The sequence below is a fragment of the Kitasatospora sp. NPDC087314 genome (genome assembly GCF_044744365.1).
Lineage (GTDB): Bacteria > Actinomycetota > Actinomycetes > Streptomycetales > Streptomycetaceae > Kitasatospora.
This window is the reverse complement of the sequence record NZ_JBIUYE010000020.1, coordinates 129429-150148: the sequence shown is the minus strand read 5'-3', so window position 1 is coordinate 150148 and position 20720 is coordinate 129429. Positions and strand designations below refer to the sequence as shown.

Genomic DNA, 20720 nt, shown 5'->3' with positions numbered 1-20720 from the left:
GCTCGTCTCCTCCTCGGTAGCTTCCCCACCCGACCGGGCGTGTCCCCGGGCGGTCCCCGGCCAAACACCGCGCCTTGCGAGCCGTCTTCTGCCGGGTCGGACAGCCGGGCGGCCTTGGGTACCGCGTCGCATCCCGGAGGACGGGGCGCTTCCCAGCCGGATGCCGGGCCTGCCCGGAGAGCTGTCCCGCCGGGCTCGGACTACCGGCGGGCACAGACATGCGGCGGCCCCGGCCGCTCGGACCGGGGCCGCCGACAGCGTGCGGTCGGCAACGGGACTCAGCCAGGGGTGATCCGGCCGCGCCAGCCGCCCTCCTCCCGGGCCTCCTGCTCGATGAAGTCCTTGAAGCGCCGCAGGTCCCCCTTGACCCTGCGGTCGACCATGCCCAGCATGTCACCGGCCTTCTCGGCCATGCCCTCGGGCTCGAAGTCGATGGCCAGATTGACCCGGGTGTGCCAGTCGTCCAGCCGTTGGAAGGTCACGACGCCCTTCTGGCGCACGTCGCCGTCCGTCGTCCGCCAGGCGATCCGCTCGTCGGGCAGCTGGTCGACGATCTCGGTGTCGAACTCCCGGGTGACACCGCCGATGCCGGTCCGCCAGTGGTTGTGGCGGTCGTCCAGCTGGGTCACCGCCTCGACGCCTTCCATGAAGCGCGGGAACTCCTCGAACAGGGTCCACTGGTTGTACGCGGTGTGCAGCGGCACGTCGACGTCGACCGTCTCCTTCACCATGCTCATCTGGGGCCTCCTCACGGGGTTTGGCGGCCGAGGTCTTCCCGGCCCGCCCGCGCGCCTGCCCGCTCCGCGGCGCCCTAACCGCTCCTGCCGGGCCGCGTTCACGTAGGGGGCATCCGTCTGTCGTACCTCGGGTTGGACCTGTCGTACCTCGGGTTGGACGGGGACGAGAGCGGCGTGGCCGACCATGTGCCCCGGTGGCAAAGGGGACGTTACCGCTCGCCGAGCGTAACGATCGGCCAGGTGTGGTCGCGGGAAAAGCGGGCAGACGCAGGGCGATCCGCACGTGGCGAGAGCAGGGAAGCCCGTCATGGCCGGCCCGGCGAAGTCATCAGATCGGGCAGCACGGCCCGGACGTCGGGGTGGAAAAGACCCGGGTACCGGCCGGGCTGGACCGTCTGCCGTGCTCCCGCTGGCACTGGCGGATCGTGATCGGCCTGGGCACGGTGTGGATCCCACCCGGGCCGAGTTGGCGGGCGTTGCCGCCCTCAGTGGCCGAACAGGTGGCGAATCCGGCCGCCGCGTGGGGGTTCGGCCGGTGTTCCGGCGGCCCGGCCGCCCTGCTGGGCGGCACGTTCCTCCTGTGGCGCGAGCGCCTCGCCCTCGTCGGGCGGGAGGGATCGCACGGGCGGGGCCGACCGGACCGGACGGGCCCTGCGGTAGGCCAGCCGGCGCGCGCCCGGCCGGACGGGGCGCCGCGCCCGCCGGGTCATGAGGGCAAGACCCAGACAGAAGACCAGGGCCAGGGCCATCCCTGACAGGAAGATGCCCAGGCTGTCGAGCGTCGCCAGGCTGATGCCCAGCACGGTCGCCTGGTAGTCGGGCCCGCCGGAGAGGTTGTCCGCGATCAGCAGCCCGGCGAATGCGCCGGACGCCGTCATCAGCAGGAGTCCTAGCAGCAACATGGGGAGTCTTCTCCGTTCCGGTCCTGGTCGCCCCCGCAGGTCGCGGCTACCCGGGCGGGCCTGCTCCTAACGCCGCGCGTCGCAGAAGCGCTCAGCTGGTGCGTGTCGCCGGAGTTTCACGCTGCACGGGCTCTACTCCACCCGGACGGCGATCAGGCAGATGTCGTCCTCGGTGTCGGCCGGGCTGAGCTCCAACAGGCGGTCCAGGTAACGCTCCAGGTCCGGGCCCGGGGCGCCGGCGGCACGGATCAGCTGGTCGACGGACTCCTCGACCGGGCGGTCCCGGCGCTCGACCAGGCCGTCGGTGTAGAGGAGCAGGACGTCGCCCGGGGGCAGGTGGGCGGTGTGCTCCTCGTACCGGGCCTCCTCCAGGGCGCCGAGCAGTACGCCGTGGGGCAGCGGCAGGACCTCGGCGCCGTCAGGGCCGAGCAGGATCGGCGGCAGGTGGCCGGCCCGGGCCCAGCGCAGCCCGCCGCCCGCCGGCTCGAGCAGGGCGCAGACGGCCGTCGCGGTGACCTGGCCGGGCTCGCGCAGGGCGACGGTGTTCACCCACTCCAGCAGTTGTGCGGGGCCGGCCCCGGTGACGGCGAGGCCACGCAGCGCGTGCCGCAGGGCCACCATGCCGGTGGCCGCGCCGACACCGTGGCCGGCGACGTCCCCGACGGCGAGCAGCACGCGCTTGTCGGGCAGTGGCAGGACGTCGTACCAGTCGCCGCCGACACGGTTGCGCTGGGCGGCGGGGCGGTAGCGGACGGCGGCGTGCAGACCGGTGGTCCCGAGCGGGGGCGGCGCGGCGGGCAGGATGGCCTGCTGGAGTCGCAGGGCTAGCTGCTCGCTTTCGGCGGTCTTCTGCTCGCTGTCGGCGAGGCGTTCCCGGGTGGCGCCGAGTGCGATCTCCGTCCGGTGCTGGGCGGACACGTCGTGGTGGGCACCGCGGACAGCGGTGAGCCGGCCGTCGTCGTCGAGGACTGGCTCGGCGATCACGCGGGTGTGCCGGGAGGTGCCGTCCGGCCGGAGCAGCCGGAAGACGGCGGAGGCGGTCCGGTGCCAGTGGCTGATGGTGTCCAGCAGGCGCCGGATCGCGGGCTCGTCGTCGGGGTGGGTGTGCCGGGCGAGCTGGGCCGGCGGGACGGGGTCGGCGCCGGGCGGCAGCCCGAGCATGCGGAGCACCAGCGGGCGGGCGCGGGCCAGCTCGATCCAGCTGCCCTTGGCTGCCGCGCGGTTCTGGGCCCGGAGCATCGCGTTGAGCCCGGTGGAGTCGCAGAACTCCAGGCATGCGCATCCGAGGACGATGACGGTGATGGGCGCAGCGGCCAGGACCGTGTCGAGGGTCGTGTGCAGTTCGCCGGCCGAGTCCAGGTCGAGTTCACCATGCAACTCGAGGACGGTCCCGTCTTTCAACGGCCTGGCCTGCGCGGTGAACACGCCCGGCCCTGGAGCGCGGTCGGTGATCGACGGTTGGCGTGGCATGGTGTCAGCTCCTTCTGTTCCTGGCACGGCAGGCGGGTCACGCCGTCCGGTACGTCTCCGCCCGGTCGGGGCCAGCCGAAATCCGTGGTCCGGGACATCGTCGGCGCCGGGGGGGGTGACGGTGCTGCTGGCGGGGACCCGTTGATGACGTCACCCGGGTAGTCGAAGACGTAATCGACGTCCCAGACGCGCAGCCGTTCCAGGATGTGATCGGAAACCTTCGGGGGCACGACGCTCCTCCGTCCCCCCGGCGGCCCCTCGCAGCGCGGCTATCCGCTGCGAGGGGCCGAAAACGCCCGGGAGAGGAGGAATTCATCCCGGCACCGTGGGTTCGGCCGCATCCTCGGGTTCGTCCGCCCAACCGGGGGCCTCACGGTCCTCCAACTGCTCGCGCAGTAGGGACAGCGTGGCGCTCAACAGCCGGGAGACGTGCATCTGGGAGACACCGATGCGTTCGGCGATCTCGGACTGGGTCCAGCCGTCCCAGAAGCGGAGCTTGAGCACGGTCTGCTCGCGCTTCGGGAGATGGGCGAGTAGCGGGCGTACGGCGGTGCGGAAGACGGCGAGGTCGATGCCGGGGTCGCAGGAGCCGAGGCGGTCGAGCATGGCGCTGCCGCTCTCGTCGGCGTCCTGGTCGCGCAGCGCGTCCAGCGAGTCGGGGCGGTAGACGCGGCCCGCGACCAGGCCCTCGACGACCTGGGCCTCGGTGAGGTCGAGGTCCTCGGCGATCTCCTCGGGGTGCGGGAGGCGGCCGAGTTCCTGCTCCAGCCGGTCGGAGCCGCGGACCACGGTCAGGTACAGCTCCTGCGTGCTGCGCGGGACGCGGACGGGCCAGGAGGTGTCGCGGAAGAAGCGTTTGATCTCGCCGGTGATGGTGGGGATGGCGTAGGTGATGAACTCGGCGCCGCGGTGCGGGTCGTAGCCGTCGACGGCCTTGATCAGGCCGATCGTGCCGACCTGGAGGATGTCGTCCATGTCCTCGGCGCGGTGCCGGAAGCGGGCGGCGATGAAGCGCACCAACGGCATGTTGAGTTCGATGATGGTGCCGCGCACGTAGCTGTAGGCGTGGGTCTCGCGGGCGAGGCCGGCCAGGCGCTCGAACAGCGCGTCGCTGAGTTCACGCGCCTCGGATTTGCCCATCGCGCGCAGTTGCGTGTCGCTCGGGCGCGGGGGCAGATCGGGCGGGAGACCGGACGGCGGGGCGGCCGTCCGGCCGGCGGGACGGCCGGTTTCCAGTGTGGTGGTCATGGATGGCGTCTCCTGGGCATCGGGGCGAACGCCCGGCACCGCGAAGCGGCTCGCGCTCATGCACGGCGGGCGGCTTTCCGCCGAACCTGTTACCCGGCGTCGGCAAGGAACGGGCCGCAGTGGCACCCGGCGAAGGTGGCGATACGGCCGACTGGTGCCGTGGTCGCGTCACGCGTTCTCTACCCGACACACGACTTTCAATTCACGTTTTGGTTGTTTTATTACCTTTTCTCCGGGTACGCGCCTCGGGCAACAACCTCCGCGGTGAGAGGAGACACCGCCATGCCCCGAGGATCCAGCCCCAAGCGGGAGCGCCAGTACGAGCACATCAAGGAGAGCGCGCTCGACCGCGGCGAGAGCGAGAAGCGGGCCAAGGAGATCGCCGCGCGGACGGTGAACAAGGAACGCGCCCGGCACGGCGAGTCGAAGACCGCGAGCCGCAGCTCGACCCACGACATCTCCTCCGGTCAGCGCGGCGGGCAACGCTCACACAAGGGAGCCCAGGGCCCGACCTACGACCAGCTGTACAACGAGGCCAGGCACCGCAACATCAAGGGCCGTTCGAAGATGAACAAGCGCGAGCTGGCACACGCGCTGGGCCGTTGAGGACGCCGCCGTGAAGACCATCGCGATGACCGTTCCGGTTCCCCCGGACCCGGACACCCAGCCGATCCCCCACCCCAACCCCGCGCCGAAGCCGGGCGAAGGCCCCGACCCTGCGACGCCACCGATCCCCCCGTTCCCGCACCCCGGTCCGTTCCCTGGTCCCGTGCCCGATCCCCGCCCCCGATCCGGCACCGCCGGCCGAGCCGCACCTCGGGCAGGTGCCGGACTCCTCGCTTCCGGCCGTCGCGGATGCCCGGCGACGGGTCCGTGGCCTTCAGAGCGGCGTCGAGGTCGGGGTGGATGCGCAGCACGCTGTCGGCCTCGGTGATCGCGAACAGCCGCGCCATCGTCGGCCGCGGACCGGCCAGTTCCAGCCGCAGTCCGGCCGCCTCGGCGTCCCGGCGTGCGCGCAGCAGGATGTTCAGCCCGGTGGAGTCACCGAACCGCAGGTCCGCGAGATCGACGACGATGCGCTCCCCGCCTTCGGCGGCTGGACGGGAGCGCACCGTCCACAGGCCGTTCGCGGTGCCGTGGTCCAGTTCACCGACGACGGAAACCACTCGCGCCGGGCCCTCCCGGCGCACCGCGACACGCAGGTTGCCGGGCTCCCGTTCCCCCTCGCCGGACTGCTCGACTGGCCATGGCATCGCGTACTCCCGGTCCGGTCGCAGCGGCGTCCCGTCGTCCCGACCATCATGCCGCCCGACATGTCGGGCCGCCCGGACGACCCGAGCCTGGGAAACCCCCGTCCCGGGCGGGGCCGGGCTCACCGCCTCCTCCTCGTCCATGCCCCGCGTTTGCCCGGCCCCGCAGCGGCTACACGCACGAGGGAAGCAGGAGGCGATCACCATGACCACGCCGGACACCAGCCTCGACGGCACCGCAACCCGGCCCCGGACCGGCCGCCGGGAGTCGCCCGAGGAGCGGGCGGACCGGTGCTGGGGCGACCTGCTCCAGGAGGTGCGGGTCGCCCAGACCGGCGCCCAGATCCTCTTCGGCTTCCTGCTGAGCGTGGTCTTCATGCCACGCTTCGCGCAGCTCGGCGGCTTCGACCGGAGCCTGTACGTCACCACGGTCGTCCTCGGCGCGCTCGCCACCGGCGCGCTGACCGCACCGGTGGCCTACCACCGGATCTTCGCCGGCCGCCACCTCAAGCCCCAACTGGTCGACGCAGCAGCCTGGTTGGTTGCCGTCGGTCTGGTCCTGCTGGCGCTGACCATCGGCTCCGCGCTGCTGCTCCTGCTGCGGGTGGCGACGGGTTCGGCGGCTGCAGGCTGGATCGCCGCAGCCGTCATGTTCTGGTTCCTGGCCTGCTGGCTGGTCCTGCCCGTTCAGCACCTGCGCCACCACAACGGGCACCGCACCCGGCCTCCGGCGGAGACCGAACGCAGCACCCCCGATCCGTGACGTTTCGGCGGCACACCCCGAGCAAGACGTTCGCCACGACATCCCGCACCCGTTCGATGCCCCGCACCGTGGTCATCACGCATGTCGTCGCGACGAATGACGACACCCTGACCGTTCACGCACTCGGCAGCGGCACTGTTGTGCCAGCCCCGAGCGGGCCAGTGCGTGTCCACGCCGCCCACCGGCGGCCGCCCCGCCAGTCAGCAGGTAGGTATATCTCTACAACTCCCATACTTTCAAGGCCTTTTGCCGGCCAGACCCTGCCCGCCGTCGTCGCCCGGCTCCGGCGACCGGCTCTTCGAGCGCACGGCTCGGGATGGCTGCGGGCCGTGGCGGGCAACGGGCCGACGGCCGCGAGATGGTGACGCAGAAGGACGCCGTGCTGCGGTTGCCGATCTGGGCCGCTCCGGCTCGATCCAGGCAGCGGCGATCCTCAACAAGCAGGTGATGGGCCACGACTGGCCAACCGCAGCGGGGCGCCGGACATTGCTCGCCGAGGCCGTCGCTTGTGGCAATCGGATCGAGGACTTCGTCGACGCGGTACGACTCGTCGTGGACGCCGCCGATGGTACTGGCCCACTCCGCACAGACGGAGGCCCGCCATCGCGCGGCGCAGTGGTGTTCAAGCACTACATCGCCTACCGGCGGATGCCGAACGTGGCATCGGTGATCCTCCGGCCGTCGGGGTTCCACCGGGGGATCCTGGTGCACCTGCGGCTGGACCCGGACTCGGTGGAGCTGGAGGAGGGCTTCACGCGGGACGTGCGCGGCATCGGGGGTCGATGATACCCCCGGGGGTACGAACGCCGCAGCGGGCCCGTGCGCTCACCCCGAAGCAGCCGACCGCGCGCCGACCGTTGACGGGGCTCGGACGAGCATGTGAAATACCACATGTCACCCGTCACACGCTTGATCCCCCGCAGCACTAGGGGTTTGAACGTTCAAACCCCAGTCACACCCCGGACACCCGCCCGACAGGAGAACCGCCATGCCCCCCAGCCGCGCCCCGCACCGCCGACCCGTCCGCGCCCTGCCCTCGGGCCTCGCGGTACTGGCCGTCCTCGCCGTCCAGGCGATCGGCGCGGGCCCGGCCCGGGCGGCCGGCGCGGCCCCGCTGGTCGACGGCGGCGGCTACGTCATCGGCGCCGCCCTGGACGGCGGCTGCCTCGGCCCGCAGTACGCGCAGTCGGCGGCCGGCACGCCCGTCGTCGGGGCGGCCTGCCAGGGACTGCTCAGCCAGCGCTGGCAGTTGCGCCGCACCACCGACGGTTACCGGCTGGTCAACGCCGCGAGCGGGCGCTGCCTGACCCTCGACGGCACCGGGCGCCGACCCGGCACCGCCGACTGCGACACCGACCCCGCCGCCGGGACCTTCACCATCTCCCCAGCGCCGGGCGGGAGTTACACCCTGGCCGCGCACGGCGCCTGCCTCACCACGGCGGAAGCGACCGAGCAGAACACCGCATCCGACCGCCGGCACTGCGACGCCCGGCCCGCCCACCGCTGGACCCTCACCCGCAGCGAACCGCTCACCCTCACCGACCCCGGCTTCGAACAGGGCACCGACGGCTGGACCTTCACCGCGCACACCGGCGTCGCCACCAACAACCCGCACAGCGGCACCCGCCTCGCCTACCTCGACGCCGGCCCGGGCTACCGGATCAGCCAGCAGGTCACCGCCGTCACCGCGGGCAGCTACGACCTGTCCGCCTGGATCGCCACCGGCGGCGCCGGCGGCACCTTCGCGGTCAGCGTCAACGGCACCGTGGTCCGCTCGACCGCCCTGCCCGAGCAGCCCACCTACGCGAAGTACACCCTGCCCCGGGTGCGCGTCGCGGCCGGCGACCAGCTCACCCTCACCATCGGCTCCTCCCCCACCGGCTGGGTCAACGTGGACGACACCGCCGTCGCCCCGTCCGCCCCCAAGGACCCGCGGATCAGTTCCTCCGACCCGGAGGTCGTCGCCCTGTTCGACTGGGCCAAGACCAAGGCCAACAGCTGGGTGCAGCAGGCCGGCACCACCGGCGTGCTCGACATGGACGAGAACAACCCCGGTGGCACCGGCACCACCACCTACGACACCACCTACTGGGCCGGCTACCCGTTCCGCTCCGACTTCTACAGCCGCGACTTCGCCCACCAGCTGGTCGGCGCCCACCTGCTCGGCCTGGACGCCGAGAACAAGACCATGCTGCGCGGCTTCGCCTCCTCCGCCACCGAGGTCAACAAGCTCTACCCGGTCTGGGCGCTCAACTTCGACGCCAGGACGTACGGCAGCATCGACTACCGCAGCCCCGACCGCTTCGTCCGCGAGCTGCCCGCGCCGTTCGAACTGGTGGAGAAGGCCGGCGAGGCCTACCGGTGGACCGGCGACCGCGACTACGCCGACGACCCCACGCTGAGCGGCTACGTCCGCAACACCCTCGGCCCCTTCATCGCCCAGCACCCCGGCCCGGTCGACAACGGCGGCATCCCCATCCCGCAGGCCACCAGCCGCAGTATCTTCGCCGGCACCGCCAGTTACGCCGAGAACGCCACCAGCACCTACGCCGAGGCCGGCGACGCGCTCGGCGCCCAGTACCAGGCGTACCTCGCCGCCGCGACCCTGGCCGCCGCGCACGGCGACACCGCCGCGGCCACCGGCTACCAGCGGGCCGCCACCGCGCTGCGCACGTACGCCAACACCACCTGGAGCGTGGACCCGCAGCAGCCCGGCGAGGTCGTGCACGGCTACGACACCACCGGCAAGCCGGTGACCGGCTGGGGCTACGAGTCCAGCGTGCTGATGCCGGTCAAGCAGCTGCTCGACCCGGGCCCGCGCCGCGACGGCCTCCTCGCCGCGATCGACGCCGCCGACTCCGGCCCGCAGCGCTCGACCAACCTGGAAGCCCTCACCTACCTGCCGGACGCCTTCTTCGCCAACCACGACGGCGACACCGCCTGGAAGTGGATGCGGCAGATCTACCAGGGCGTCGACCAGCTCCACGCGAGCGGCCGGATGCTCAACGGCGACTACCCCGAGGTCCCGTTCACCCTGCTCAGCCAGACCGTGCAGGGCCTGCTCGGCGTCCAGCCCGACGCCGCCGCCGGCACCCTGGTGACCGCCTCCCAACTGCCCGCCTCGATGGGCTGGTTGCAGGTCGCCGACATCCCGGTCGGCGCCGGATCGGTCACCGTCCGGCACGACGGCCACCACGGCAGCACCCTCACCAACACCGGGCGCGCCCCGCTCACCTGGGAGGCCCGCTTCACCGGCCGGCACAGCGGACTCACCATCGACGGCAAGGCCCGGCCCACCCGCACCACGACCGTCGACGGCGTGACCTACACCTACGCCACCGTCACCGTCGCCCCCGGACACACCGCGACCGCCGCCGTCATCGACTGACCCCCGGACGCCGGCACCGGCTGACCCCGGGCGCGCCCCACGGCCGATCGGCCCCCCAACCGGCCGGCCATGCCCACGAGTTGCCCGACGCGCCACCCATCCCCCACTCCCCAGGAGCGCGCATGCGCCACATCCCCCACCGCCTCGCGGCACCCCTGCTCGCGCTGGCCCTCGCCACCACCGGCCTCGGCGCCCTCACCGTCGGTGCGGCCGCCCCCGCCGCCGCCCTCGGCAACGGCAACGCCCTCACCCCGCCGATGGGCTGGAACTCCTGGAACTCCCTCGGCACCGAGGTCACCGAGGACCAGGTCGTCCAGACCATCGACTTCATGGCCGCCAACGGCCTGGTCGCGGCCGGCTACGACACCGTCACCATCGACGACGGCTGGTCGCTGTGGCACCGCGACGGCCAGAGCAGCGACATCGTGCGGACCCCGTACGGCTCGATGCAGCTCTACGACGCCGCCGGAAACCCCGTCGGCGGCACCGACGGCACCGGCAACGACCCCACCTCCGGCCACCTCGTCCCCCGCCCCGACCACTTCCCCTCGCAGACCGTCAACGGACGGACCGTCAACGGCATCGCGTACCTCGCCCAGTACGCGCACAGCAAGGGCCTGAAGTTCGGCCTCTACGCCACCGACACCTACCTCACCTGCCAGATGCACCCCGGCAGCCTCGGCCACGAGAGCACCGACGCCGCCGACTTCGTCTCCTGGGGCGTCGACTTCGTCAAGTACGACGACTGCCCGTACGGCCCGCCGATCACCGGGCCGGACGGGCACGGCTACGGCACCCAGGGCGAGGGCAAGGAACTCACCCGCTCCGTCTACGCCCGGGTCCAGACCTTCCAGCACGCCCTCGACGCCGCCTCCGCCGCGCAGGGCCGGCCCAAGGTCACCCTCAGCGTCTCCGCCCAGCCCGTCCACACCGGCGTCCCGTACCTGCTCGCCGCGGACGACCCGGCGCGCACCGACCCGGTGGTCCAGGCGGCCGGCACCGCGCCGTTCCAGGCCCCCGGCTACGCGCCGACCGGCGTCTGGTGCGGTCAGGTCGCCAACCTCTGCCGGATCGGCGGCGACCGCGACAGCGAACTCGACGGGGTGCTCTGGAACGGGCAGTTGCAGACCGCGCTGCAGTACCCCGGCAACGTGCGCCCGGGCAGCTGGAACGACCTCGACATGATGTTCACCGGCTGGCAGGACGTCTACGGCCTCTGGGGCACCACCGACACCTGCACCTGCCACAAGCCGTTCACCGACGACGAGTCCCGCACCGAGACCTCGGTCCTCGCGATGCTCGCCGCCCCGCTGATCTCCGGCGCCGACCTGCGCACCGCCGCCCAGTCCCAGCACAGCGCGGACGGGCACACCTGGTCCACCGGGATCGACGCGGCGAGCCTGGCGGTCCTGAAGAACCGCGACGTCATCGGCATCGACCAGGACTCCCTGGCCAAACCCGCCACCCTGGTCGGCGCCAAGCCCGCGAACGCCACCGCGCCGGTCGTCCTCAAGCGGCAGCTGGCGAACGGCGACACCGCCGTGCTGCTGGTCAACCAGGACCCGGCGGCGAGCCACGCCGTCAGCACCAACCTGGGCGAACTCGGGCTCACCAGGCCCGGCTACACCGCCAAGGAGCTGTGGACGGGCGCGAGTTCGACCGTCACCGGCACGCTCGGCAGCACGGTGGCCCCGCACGGCGTGGCGCTGTACCGGCTCAGCGCGCAGCCGACCACCGTCCCGGCCGCCGTGGTCGACGACGGCCGCTACCACGCGCTCAGCCCCGGCGGCAGCGGCGGCCTGGTCCTGGAGGTCGCGGGCACCTGCAGCGCGCCGCTGGGCGCCGTCGCGGACGTCAACACCTGGTGGCCCACGCACACCTCCGAGCAGTGGACCTTCACCACCAACCCGGACGGCACCGTACGGATCAGCGACAACTGCGCCACCGCCACCCACGCACACACCGTGCTCGCCGCCGGCACCTCCCCCGGCAACAGCGCCTACCTGCTGGACTACTCGCCCGGCAACCCCTGGCAGGAGTGGCGGGTCACCCAGAACAGCGCCACCGGGGCGCTCACCGTCACCAACGTCGCCACCGGCCTGGCGCTCAACGCCGGGAGCGGCACGGCGGGTTCGACCGTGACCACGGACTCGGCCGACGGCGCCGCCGTCGGGCAGGGCTGGAGCGTCGCGTCCTGAGCCGCTGACCGGACTCCCGGCCCCCTGGCCCCGGCACCGACCTGCCGGGGCCAGGGGTCCGGGAGTCCGTCGTCAACCCCCCGTCTTCGCGGCCGCCGACCGGTCCCCGGGCGCGACCGGCACGACCGGCACGACCGGCACGGCGGGCTCCGGCAGGGTGCGGAACAGCAGCCAGCTGAGCACCGGCATCAGCACCAGCGGCAGCAGGGCGGTGCGCAGCGAGGTCGCGTCCGCGAGGCCGCCGATCAGCGGGCTCGCCAGGCCGCCGATGCTGACGGTCAGCCCCAGCGTGATCCCGCTGGCGGTGCCGAAGCGCGAGGGCAGGTAGTCCTGCCCCAGCGTGACCTGCAGCGAGAACGGCACGTACAGGCCCGCCGAGGTCAGCGCCACGCACCCGTACAGCGCCGGGCCCGGCACCAGCAGCACGCCCGCCACGGCCACCGCCGCGACCAGGTACGACCAGCGCGCCACCGCGACCCGGCCCCAGCGGTCCGCGAGGGCGCCGCCCAGCACCGAGCCCACCGCGCCGCCCGCGTACAGCACCACCAGCGCCGCGGTGCCCGCCGCCGTACCGCCGCCGGCGCGCTGGGTGGCGAACAGCGAGAGGAAGGTGCTCAGGCCGGTGAAGACGATCGAGCGGCACACCACGGCCAGCGACAGCCGGACGAAGGAGGCCCGGTCGTCGGGCCCCGTCACCGGTGCCGGTCCGGTCCCGGCGGCGCGCCGCCGCTCCAGTTCGCGCAGCACCGGCAGGCACAGTGCGGCGCCCGCGAGCGCCGGCAGCACCAGCAGCGGGGTCAGCCGCAGGCCGCCGCCCGCGACCACCACGGACACCAGTAGCGGGGCCGCCGCGAAGCCCAGGTTGCCGCCCAGCGAGAACCAGGCCATCCCCCGGTGGCCGTCCCGCGCGGCCAGCCGGGCCACCCGGGCGGACTCCGGGTGGTACGCGGCCACCCCGACCCCGGACAGCGCCACGAAGGCGAGGGTCAGCGGGTACGAGCCGCTCACCCCGCTGAGCGCGATGCCCGCACCGCCCACCAGCGTGCTCACGGGCAGCAGCCAGGGCAGCGGCCGCCGGTCGGTGATCGCGCCGAACAGCGGCTGCGCCACCGAGGAGAGCAGCGAGGCGGCGAGCACCACGCCCGAGACGGCGGCGTAGCCGTAGCCGCGCTCGGCGACGAAGAACGGGACCAGGGCGGCCACCGCGCCCTGGTAGACGTCCACGCAGGCGTGTCCGACGGACAGCAGGGTGATCGAGGAGTTCCGCCTGCCGGGAGTCCCGTGCGGCCTGCCGCGTGTTCCGCTCAGCCCGTCGGGTGTGCGGTGCGGCTCGGCAGGCGTTCCGTCCGGGGTGCCGGGTGTACTCGTCGGCGGATTGTCAGGTGTGCTGGTCGGCATGCCGCCATGTTCGGCGCACCGCCACCTGTCGGGCTTCCGATAATCTGACAGGCGATGCCGACAATCCGCCATGACCCCGTCGCCCCGACCCGCACCCAACGGCTGGCGTCCGGCGCCGGGATCGACGCCCACCGCCACGACGACCACCAGATCGCCTACGCGGCCCGCGGCGTCCTGGCCATCACCACCGACGCCGGCTCCTGGGTCGCCCCCGGCACCCGCGCCATCTGGGTCCCGGCCGGCACCGTGCACGCCCACCAGGCCCACGGGGAGCTGGAACTCCACCTGGTCGGGCTGCCCGCCACCGAGAACCCGCTCGCCCTGGACCAGCCGACCGTCCTCGCCGTCGGGCCGCTGCTGCGCGAGCTGATCGTCGCCTACACCCGCGCCCCCGAGGACGACAGCCCCGAACGGGCCCGGCTGCGCGGCGTCCTGCTCGACCAGCTGCGCGCCTCGCCCCTTCAGCCGCTGCACCTGCCCACCCCCACCACCCCGCTGCTGCGCACGCTCTGCGACCTCCTGCAGGCCGACCCGGCCGACCCGCGCACCCTCGCCGAGCTGGGCCGGGCGGTCGGCGCCAGCGACCGGACGCTCTCCCGGCTGTTCCGCGCCGACCTCGGCATGACCTTCCCCCAGTGGCGCACCCAGCTGCGGCTGCACCACGCGCTGGTGCTGCTCGCCGAGGGCCTGCCCGTCACCGCCGTCGCGCACCGCTGCGGCTGGTCCTCCGCGAGCGCCTTCATCGACGTCTTCCGCCGCACCTTCGGCCACACCCCGGGCCGCCACCCGGCGGGCTGAGCGGCTGTCCGAGGGAGGTGGCAGGGTGGGGGGCATGTGCGGTCGCTTCGTCTCCACCACCACGCCCCAGGACCTCGCCACCCTGCTCGGGGAGCTCCGCTGGGATCCGGCCGAGTCCGTCGCCCCGAGCTGGAACGTCGCGCCCACCGACCCGGTGCCCGCCGTCCTGGAGCGCGTCGACCGGGAGACCGGCGAACTGTCGCGGCAGGTGCGCGCGCTGCGCTGGGGCCTGGTGCCGTCCTGGTCCAAGGACCCCTCCGGCGGGGCCCGCATGATCAACGCCCGCTCGGAGACGGTGCACCTCAAGCCCGCCTTCCGCAAGGCCTTCACCACGCGGCGCTGCGTCATCCCCGCCGACGGCTACTTCGAGTGGCGCGAGGTCCCCGCCACCGCCGACCGGAGGAAGTACAAGCAGCCGTACTTCCTCAGCACCGGCTCGGTCATGCTGATGGCCGGCCTCTACGAGTTCTGGCGCGACCGCACCCGGCCCGAGGACGACCCGGCGGCCTGGCTCGCCACCACCACCGTCATCACCACCGACGCCACCGACAGCGCCGGGCGCGTCCACGACCGGATGCCGCTCACCATCGCCCCCGACGACCTGTCCGCCTGGCTCGCCCCCGACCTCACCGACGCCGGCGAACTCCACCACCTGCTGCGCCGCCCCGCCGACGGCGCCCTGCGGGTGCGGGCCGTCTCCCCCGCCGTCAACAGCGTCCGCGCCAACGGCCCGGAACTGCTCGACACCGCACCGGACCCGCTGGGGCTGGCGGACTGACCAGGGCCGGACCGGCCCTAGGCGAGTGGTTCCGAAGTGATCAGTGGTCAGAGGCGATCAGCGAGCGGGTGACCGGCGCGCCGATCAGGTTGTTGTGCCAAATCCCAGCGGCCATCGCGAGCACCCGCTGCGTCACCCGGACAGCCACGCCCTCGAAGGTCCGTCCGCCGTGTTGTTCCAGGTCAAGCTGTCCCTTGAGGGTGTCGTTGACCGACTCGATCAGCTGGCGGACCTTCTTGAGCATCGGCTCGCCGTATCGGTTCTTCTCACGCCTGAGCGACGGCCGCAGGAGCTCGATGCCCTGCTCGGCGAGGTCCTTCTCGAACGGCTTGGACGCGAAGCCCTTGTCCGTGATGAGCAAGATGCCCTCGCGCCCGGCCACCAGGTCGGCGTCGACTTCGAGCATCGCCGCCAGCACCTCGCGTTCGCCGATCTTCGGGTTGGCCAATGCCCACATGATCGGCATGCCCGTCGGGGTGCACACCAGGTCGCGGGCGTCCGTCGTCCGTTCACCCCCGGACGGTCCGGAACCGGCGCCGGCGCCGGTACTCCGTCGCGTCGTGCCGAGCTGGCGGCGGAACGCCCGCACGAGCGTGTCGGTGGTCCCGAACCCGCGTGGGATCTGACACCGCTTGTCGTTCAGCGATGACGCCGCCCGGTGCTGACACAGAGTCATATCACCGAGGAATGACGCCGCTTGAGGCCTTGCGGCGGGAGGATCAATGGGTTTCCGGTGGCTCGGAGGGCCCCGATGCCGCCCGTGTCCGAGATCGCCTGGCTTTCAGTCCTGTGGTCCGGTCGGGGCGTTCGCCGGGGTGGCCCAGCTGGCTGGGATCGGCAGTGCCCGGGCCGTGGAGGAGTCGGGCTCGACGGTGTACACGATGAGGTGCTGGTCGGGGGCGTGGGATGCGGTGACGATCTCGATGTCGAAGTCGAGGGGCCCGGCCTCGGGATGGGCGATGCGCTTGGGTACCGAAGCGTAGTCACGCACGGTGTGGTCGTCCCACCAGCGGGCGACGTCCGGGTCGGTACGCCGCAGGTCGTGCACAGCGGCGATGAGCCGCTGATCGCCTGGTCGCCTGCCGGCCTCCATCTCGGAGACCGTCGCCTGCCGGCCCTGTTCCAGGCGGCTGTGGTGGTCGGTGCTCAGGCCCGCCAGCATGGCCAGCTCCTCCCGGCGCAGTCCGGGCACGCGTCGGGGACCGGGGAACGCGTCGATGCCGACCTGGGCGGGTGTGAGGCGGTCCCGGCGGGCTCGCAGGAAGGTGCCGAAAGCGGAGCGGTCGTGACTCATTGCCCCACGGTACGGCCGCCGGCACCGTCCCTGTCTGGTCATGCCGTGCCCGGGCAGGACCCGCACTGGTTGCGTACCGGTGCGGCCCGTGCAATGGCGTCATGACCTCATCGCACGAGCCCCAGTGCTCCCAGCACGTACTGCCCTTCCACGGCCGTAGCGCCGTCGTGACCGGATCGACCAGCGGTATCGGTGCCGCCATCGCTCGCGTGCTCGCGGCACGTGGCGCCCATGTGATCACCAGCGGCCGTGACCCACGGCGCGGCGAGGAGGTGGTGGCGGGCATTCGCGCCGCGGGCGGCAAGGCCGGCTTCGTCCCTGCCGATCTGGCGGGCGACGCCGACGTGGTCCGCGAGTTCGCCGCACGGGCGACGGCAGCCGCGGGCGGGCGGGTGGACATCCTGGTGAACAACGCCGGTGTCTATCCCGCCACGTCCACGCCGGAGCTCTCCGACGACGACCTGGACAGGATGCTCGCGGTCAACATCCGCGCACCGCACGTGCTGGTCGCCCAGATGGCGCCCGCATGGTGGCCCGGGGCGCCGGGGTGATCGTGACGATCGGTTCGTGGATGGCCGCCGTGGGAAGTCCGTTCGCCGCTCTCTACACCGCCACCAAGGCCGCCGACGAGCAGATGACCCGGACCTGGGCCGCCGAGTTCGGCCCACGCGGTGTCCGGGTCGACGCCGTCGCTCCCGGTGTCACCCTGACTCCCGGGAACGAGAGCGCCCGCCCGGCCATCGAACGAATGACCGAGACGACTCCGGCCGGAGTCCCGGTCGCCCCCGAGGACATCGCCCACACCGTCGCCTTCCTCGCCTCCGACGAGGCCCGCATGATCCACGGCAGCACCCTCTACGTCGACGGCGGTATCACCACCACCCGCCCCGCCTGGCCCTGGAACCGAGCACGCCGGGGGGCACCCTTCGGTAGCTGCCACGGGTGCCGGGCCGGACCGCCCCGCCACGCTCCAACTCGCCTTGCGCGGCTTGTGAACAAGCCCTGCTTCCCACACACCGGACTGTGCGGCACGCCGGGCATGAGCACCTGATGCTCATGCCCGGCGGCGACCGCTGACTCAGCGCGCTGCGGGAACACCGGACCTCGCAGCAGCGTCGGGATACGCGGCGGTAGCGCGGATCTCGACGAGGAGTCCCGGGCTGGCGAGGCCGCTGACCCCGATGATCGTCCAGGTCGGGTAAGGGGGTTCGACGAGGCGCTGTTTGGCCTCGATGAAGCCGGGAAGGTGCTGCCGGATGTCGACGTGGTAGCTGGTGACGTCGACGAGGGCGGACGTGTCGAGGTTCTCCAGCCGGAGGATCTCTTCGATCTTTCGGAGGGCGATCTCGGTCTGCTCCTCGATGGTGTCCGGGATGGTTCCGTCGGCGCGGCGACCGATCGTTCCGGCGATGAACAAGAGGCCGTGCGCGCGGACCGCGGCGGAATAGCCGAAGCTTGCGAAGGCGCTGGTGGTTTGCCCGAAGACTGCGTTGTCCTCGGGGATCTCGACGGTGTGGACGGTCATTGCGGTGCTTCCCTTTCCTTGGTGACGGGGTCGTGGGTTCCGCGGAGTCAGTTGCCCCAGCGGGACGAACGGCAGGTGTGCTCCAGCCTGGTCCGGCCGAAGGTCTCGCGTTCGCGGAGGAGTTCGCCGGGAATCGTGTACCGGGGCGCGTTCTTCGGGTCCTTCGCGGCCTGCGCGACGATCGCGTCGGTGAGTGAGCGGATCATGTCCAGCCGCGGATAGGCGGCGTGCACGGCGTCGGCCTGCTCGTCGGTGACGGCGTCGACGTGGTTGGCGCCCAGTGGGCCGCCGAAATCGAGGGCGACGCCCTCGCGGACGAGCGCGCACAGCGTGCCGCGGCGTTCCGCGATGCCCGGGGAGGTGTGCAGGGCGATGGCCTGCCAGACCTGGTCGGCGTCGGCCGCGGGGACTCCGCGGTCGGTCAGGAAGGAGGCGGCCCGGTCAGCGCCTTCGACCTCGAACCGCTGGCTGTGCGGGCCGTCCGACGCCACGCCTAGGTCGTGCATCGCGCACGCGGCGAACAACAGGTCGTCGTGGTAGTCGTGGCCGGCGGCCAGGCCGAGGCGGCCGGCCACCAGCCGGGCGAACAGGTAACTGCGGATGCTGTGGTTGAAGACGGACGGCGTTTCCACCGGCCGAATGAGGTTCACGACGGCGTCGGCAAGCGGTGTGCCGGGCAGCGTGATCAGGTCGGCGATCGCCTCGTCGGTAGGTCCGGTCATGTCTTCAGCCTGGCCGCTACCCCCCTGACCTGGTGAGAGGCAAAATTTCCACACTTCGATAGAATCTTGCCATGGCAGTGCATCGAGTCGCGGTCCTGGCGCTGGACGGGGTCACCCCGCTCGACCTGGCGATCCCGGCGCAGATCTTCACCACCCGACCGGAAACCCCCTACGAGATGACCCTGTGCGCGCTGGACACGAAGGTGACCACCACCGCGGGTTTCGCCCTGGTCGCTGACGGGGGCCTGGAGCAGGTGCGCACCGCCGACACCGTGATCGTGCCGGGATTCGAACCGATCCTCCCGTTGCCGGAAGCCGCGCTCGTCGCACTGGCCGAAGCCCGCGACCGGGGCAAGCGTGTGGTGTCGATCTGCACGGGCGCCTTCGCGCTGGCCGCGGCGGGCGTGCTGGACGGGCTGCACGCCACGACCCACTGGAGACACATCGACGAGTTCGAGCGGGGCTTCCCGGCCGTCACGGTCGATCGCGACGTGCTCTACGTCGACGAGGGCGACGTGCTGACCTCGGCCGGGGTGTGCTGCGGCATCGACCTGTGCCTGCACATCGTGCGCCGCGACCTGGGCGCGGAGGTGGCCAACCAACTCGCCCGCGGTCTGGTCGCCGCCCCGCACCGAGACGGTGGGCAGGCCCAGTACGTGCCGGCTCCCGTCGCGGTGGCCGGTGAGGCGTCGCTCTCCGGTACCCGGGGATGGGCCCTGCAACGGCTCGGCGAGCCGCTCACGCTGCGCGTGCTCGCCCGGCACGCGGGCCTCTCGCAGCGCACCTTCATGCGCCGGTTCACCGAGGAGACGGGCACGACCCCGTTGCAGTGGGTACTCAACGCCCGGCTCGGCAGGGCGCGGGAAATGCTGGAAACCACGGAGCGTTCGGTGGAACAGGTGGCGCGGGACTGCGGGCTGGGCACGGCAGCCAACCTGCGGCTGCACTTCCGGCGCACACTGGACACCACCCCCACCGCTTACCGCCGCACCTTCACACGCTCGACGTCGCACGGTCCGGCCCGTTCACCTGCGGTCCCGCGCTCGGACTGAGAATGGCCGTTACGACGCTGAAGGGGTTTCGGAGGCGGGTCGCTGCCGTCCAAGCTGCCGAGCGGGCAAGGAGGAACGTCGGACCCGAGCCGTCAGCAGGAAACCCTCAGTGACGGGACGTCAGTGTGCGCAGTTGCGGTTCGATCCGTGGCTGGGCAGCCTCCACGACGACGACCTGTCCGCCTGCCACCAGCGCGTCATCGCCACCCTCCTCCGCCAGGTACAGGTGGAGGTCGGCCGTGTCGGCCGCCGGCAGCCACACCACCGGCGCGCGGTTCACCGCCGGGTCGAGGCGAGTTCCTCGGGCAGCTCCGGGCGCAGCGCATCGATCGGGTCCTCGCCGTCCTCGACCAGGCCGCCGGGCAGCGAGTGCTGCACGCCTGCGGGGCGCCGGCGGCGGATCAGGCAGAGGCGGCGGTCGTGGACCAGGACCGCGTACACCCGCACCCGGGCTGGCGCGGTCACCGTCCGGTGGCCTGGTCGTCGGCGCCGTCGGGCAGTGTCGGCAGTGTCGACAGTGTCGGCAGCGGCCAGGATGCCTCCGGTGCCCAGGTGGGCCAGCCGCCGGCGAACGGACCGGTGCGGTCGTCGAGCATGGTGATCGCCCTCCCCCGAGCCCGATCGACCTGGTGATGGAGGTAGTCGTCGATCAGGCCCAGGCGGCGCATCTGGTCGTACTCGTCCTGGTCCTTCCAGTGATGCTCCGACAGGTCGGGCGCGGCGACCAGGTCCAGGCACAGGTCCAGGGTGTCGATCCCGATGCCGGGGCGACGCTGATGGGGCTTCTCGAAGTTCACGTACCAGCGCAGCGGCTCGTGGGTGGCGGCGTCCTGGAAGCAGTGCACGGAGAACCACTCGCCGGCCAGGAAGTGGCTCAGCAGCTCGGTGCCGGTCCATCGGTAGCGGCCGAGGGTCCAGGTGCCGGCCGCCAGGTCTTCCAGGCCCTGCTTGCGGGTGGTGTCGTCTCCGGTGCGTGTCGCGGTGATCCAGGTCGTCGGAGCCAGGCTCTCGATCCCCGGCCAGTAGGCCAGGGACAGCACGTGGCCGGTGTCGTCGACCACGCGCTGCGGCATCGCCGTCCACACCCGGCCGGCGTGGACGTCGCGGCGCACCACGCCCGGTCGACCGACGGAATCCGGTGACACGGAGCGCGACCGCGACTACGGTGGGCGGGCAGAGCCGTACGCGGGGGTGAGG

The 20720-nt window shown here is 72.4% G+C and carries 21 protein-coding genes and 1 pseudogene; 9 read left to right on the top strand and 13 right to left on the bottom strand.

Features of this window, described 5'->3' with window-relative positions:
• Nucleotides 1-278: 278 nt before the first annotated feature.
• The 4 genes from ACIO5E_RS35080 to ACIO5E_RS35065 form a co-directional block, all read right to left on the bottom strand.
• Complete coding sequence (locus ACIO5E_RS35080; RefSeq protein WP_400675861.1) at nucleotides 279-737, bottom strand: SRPBCC family protein; 459 nt, start codon at nucleotides 735-737, stop codon at nucleotides 279-281.
• Between the two features lie 485 nt (nucleotides 738-1222).
• The gene (locus ACIO5E_RS35075) at nucleotides 1223-1639 is read right to left on the bottom strand and encodes a hypothetical protein (RefSeq protein ID WP_400675859.1); all 417 of its coding nucleotides are present in this window, start codon (nucleotides 1637-1639) and stop codon (nucleotides 1223-1225) included.
• Between the two features lie 132 nt (nucleotides 1640-1771).
• On the bottom strand, nucleotides 1772-3109 hold the full coding sequence (locus ACIO5E_RS35070; protein WP_400675857.1) for a SpoIIE family protein phosphatase: 1338 nt from the start codon (nucleotides 3107-3109) through the stop codon (nucleotides 1772-1774).
• Between the two features lie 312 nt (nucleotides 3110-3421).
• The gene (locus ACIO5E_RS35065; protein ID WP_400675855.1) at nucleotides 3422-4357 is read right to left on the bottom strand and encodes a SigB/SigF/SigG family RNA polymerase sigma factor; all 936 of its coding nucleotides are present in this window, start codon (nucleotides 4355-4357) and stop codon (nucleotides 3422-3424) included.
• 282 nt (nucleotides 4358-4639) lie between these two features.
• Here ACIO5E_RS35065 and ACIO5E_RS35060 point away from each other — a divergent pair, with 282 nt between their 5' ends.
• Nucleotides 4640-4963, top strand: a complete 324-nt coding sequence (locus tag ACIO5E_RS35060) for a plasmid stabilization protein (RefSeq protein WP_400675853.1) — start codon at nucleotides 4640-4642, stop codon at nucleotides 4961-4963.
• Here ACIO5E_RS35060 and ACIO5E_RS35055 read toward each other — a convergent pair.
• A complete protein-coding gene (locus tag ACIO5E_RS35055; RefSeq protein ID WP_400675851.1) occupies nucleotides 4870-5751 on the bottom strand; it encodes an STAS domain-containing protein in 882 nt (293 codons plus the stop codon). The two genes, ACIO5E_RS35060 and ACIO5E_RS35055, sit on opposite strands and share 94 nt — an antisense overlap.
• Before the next feature lie 61 nt (nucleotides 5752-5812).
• On the opposite strand from ACIO5E_RS35055, the gene ACIO5E_RS35050 reads away from it, so the two are divergent.
• The 4 genes from ACIO5E_RS35050 to ACIO5E_RS35035 all read left to right on the top strand — a co-directional run bounded on the left by ACIO5E_RS35050 (nucleotide 5813) and on the right by ACIO5E_RS35035 (nucleotide 11956).
• On the top strand, nucleotides 5813-6370 hold the full coding sequence (locus tag ACIO5E_RS35050) for a DUF6328 family protein (protein WP_400675849.1): 558 nt from the start codon (nucleotides 5813-5815) through the stop codon (nucleotides 6368-6370).
• Between the two features lie 246 nt (nucleotides 6371-6616).
• A complete protein-coding gene (locus ACIO5E_RS35045; protein WP_400675958.1) occupies nucleotides 6617-7156 on the top strand; it encodes a hypothetical protein in 540 nt (179 codons plus the stop codon).
• Between the two features lie 202 nt (nucleotides 7157-7358).
• Nucleotides 7359-9758 carry an RICIN domain-containing protein gene (locus ACIO5E_RS35040; protein WP_400675847.1) on the top strand — a complete coding sequence of 800 codons (2400 nt, stop codon included), beginning with the start codon at nucleotides 7359-7361 and terminating at the stop codon, nucleotides 9756-9758.
• Between the two features lie 122 nt (nucleotides 9759-9880).
• Nucleotides 9881-11956: an alpha-galactosidase gene (locus tag ACIO5E_RS35035; RefSeq protein ID WP_400675845.1), complete on the top strand. Its 2076-nt coding sequence runs from the start codon at nucleotides 9881-9883 to the stop codon at nucleotides 11954-11956.
• A gap of 72 nt (nucleotides 11957-12028) precedes the next feature.
• Here the strand turns inward: ACIO5E_RS35035 and ACIO5E_RS35030 are convergent, their stop codons facing one another.
• Complete coding sequence (locus ACIO5E_RS35030) at nucleotides 12029-13354, bottom strand: MFS transporter (protein ID WP_400675843.1); 1326 nt, start codon at nucleotides 13352-13354, stop codon at nucleotides 12029-12031.
• A gap of 54 nt (nucleotides 13355-13408) precedes the next feature.
• Here ACIO5E_RS35030 and ACIO5E_RS35025 point away from each other — a divergent pair, with 54 nt between their 5' ends.
• Together ACIO5E_RS35025 and ACIO5E_RS35020 are read left to right on the top strand one after the other, a co-directional pair.
• On the top strand, nucleotides 13409-14152 hold the full coding sequence (locus ACIO5E_RS35025) for a helix-turn-helix transcriptional regulator (protein ID WP_280684296.1): 744 nt from the start codon (nucleotides 13409-13411) through the stop codon (nucleotides 14150-14152).
• A 34-nt stretch (nucleotides 14153-14186) separates the two neighbouring features.
• The gene (locus tag ACIO5E_RS35020; RefSeq protein WP_400675840.1) at nucleotides 14187-14930 is read left to right on the top strand and encodes an SOS response-associated peptidase; all 744 of its coding nucleotides are present in this window, start codon (nucleotides 14187-14189) and stop codon (nucleotides 14928-14930) included.
• A 40-nt stretch (nucleotides 14931-14970) separates the two neighbouring features.
• Here the strand turns inward: ACIO5E_RS35020 and ACIO5E_RS35015 are convergent, their stop codons facing one another.
• Both ACIO5E_RS35015 and ACIO5E_RS35010 read right to left on the bottom strand, forming a co-directional pair.
• Entirely contained in the window at nucleotides 14971-15519 is a 549-nt protein-coding gene (locus tag ACIO5E_RS35015) for a transposase (RefSeq protein ID WP_400675838.1), read from the bottom strand.
• Nucleotides 15520-15711: 192 nt separating this feature from the next.
• A complete protein-coding gene (locus ACIO5E_RS35010) occupies nucleotides 15712-16224 on the bottom strand; it encodes a helix-turn-helix domain-containing protein (RefSeq protein WP_400675836.1) in 513 nt (170 codons plus the stop codon).
• A gap of 101 nt (nucleotides 16225-16325) precedes the next feature.
• On the opposite strand from ACIO5E_RS35010, the pseudogene ACIO5E_RS35005 reads away from it, so the two are divergent.
• Nucleotides 16326-17104 (top strand): annotated as a pseudogene (locus ACIO5E_RS35005) (SDR family NAD(P)-dependent oxidoreductase); the annotation flags it as partial.
• Nucleotides 17105-17302: 198 nt separating this feature from the next.
• Here the strand turns inward: ACIO5E_RS35005 and ACIO5E_RS35000 are convergent.
• Nucleotides 17303-17749 carry a Rid family hydrolase gene (locus ACIO5E_RS35000; protein WP_280682140.1) on the bottom strand — a complete coding sequence of 149 codons (447 nt, stop codon included), beginning with the start codon at nucleotides 17747-17749 and terminating at the stop codon, nucleotides 17303-17305.
• A 47-nt stretch (nucleotides 17750-17796) separates the two neighbouring features.
• Nucleotides 17797-18471: an HD domain-containing protein gene (locus ACIO5E_RS34995; protein ID WP_400675834.1), complete on the bottom strand. Its 675-nt coding sequence runs from the start codon at nucleotides 18469-18471 to the stop codon at nucleotides 17797-17799.
• A gap of 71 nt (nucleotides 18472-18542) precedes the next feature.
• On the opposite strand from ACIO5E_RS34995, the gene ACIO5E_RS34990 reads away from it, so the two are divergent.
• On the top strand, nucleotides 18543-19523 hold the full coding sequence (locus tag ACIO5E_RS34990) for a GlxA family transcriptional regulator (protein WP_400675832.1): 981 nt from the start codon (nucleotides 18543-18545) through the stop codon (nucleotides 19521-19523).
• Nucleotides 19524-19629: 106 nt separating this feature from the next.
• Here ACIO5E_RS34990 and ACIO5E_RS34985 read toward each other — a convergent pair whose 3' ends face one another.
• From ACIO5E_RS34985 to ACIO5E_RS34975, 3 genes are read right to left on the bottom strand one after another with little or no spacing between them, the layout of a single operon-like run.
• Entirely contained in the window at nucleotides 19630-19803 is a 174-nt protein-coding gene (locus tag ACIO5E_RS34985; RefSeq protein WP_400675830.1) for a hypothetical protein, read from the bottom strand.
• Nucleotides 19800-19988 carry an NUDIX domain-containing protein gene (locus ACIO5E_RS34980; protein WP_400675828.1) on the bottom strand — a complete coding sequence of 63 codons (189 nt, stop codon included), beginning with the start codon at nucleotides 19986-19988 and terminating at the stop codon, nucleotides 19800-19802. Before ACIO5E_RS34980 ends, ACIO5E_RS34985 begins: the two co-directional genes overlap by 4 nt.
• Entirely contained in the window at nucleotides 19985-20668 is a 684-nt protein-coding gene (locus ACIO5E_RS34975; RefSeq protein ID WP_400675826.1) for a DUF402 domain-containing protein, read from the bottom strand. Before ACIO5E_RS34975 ends, ACIO5E_RS34980 begins: the two co-directional genes overlap by 4 nt.
• Between the last annotated feature and the right edge of the window lie 52 nt (nucleotides 20669-20720).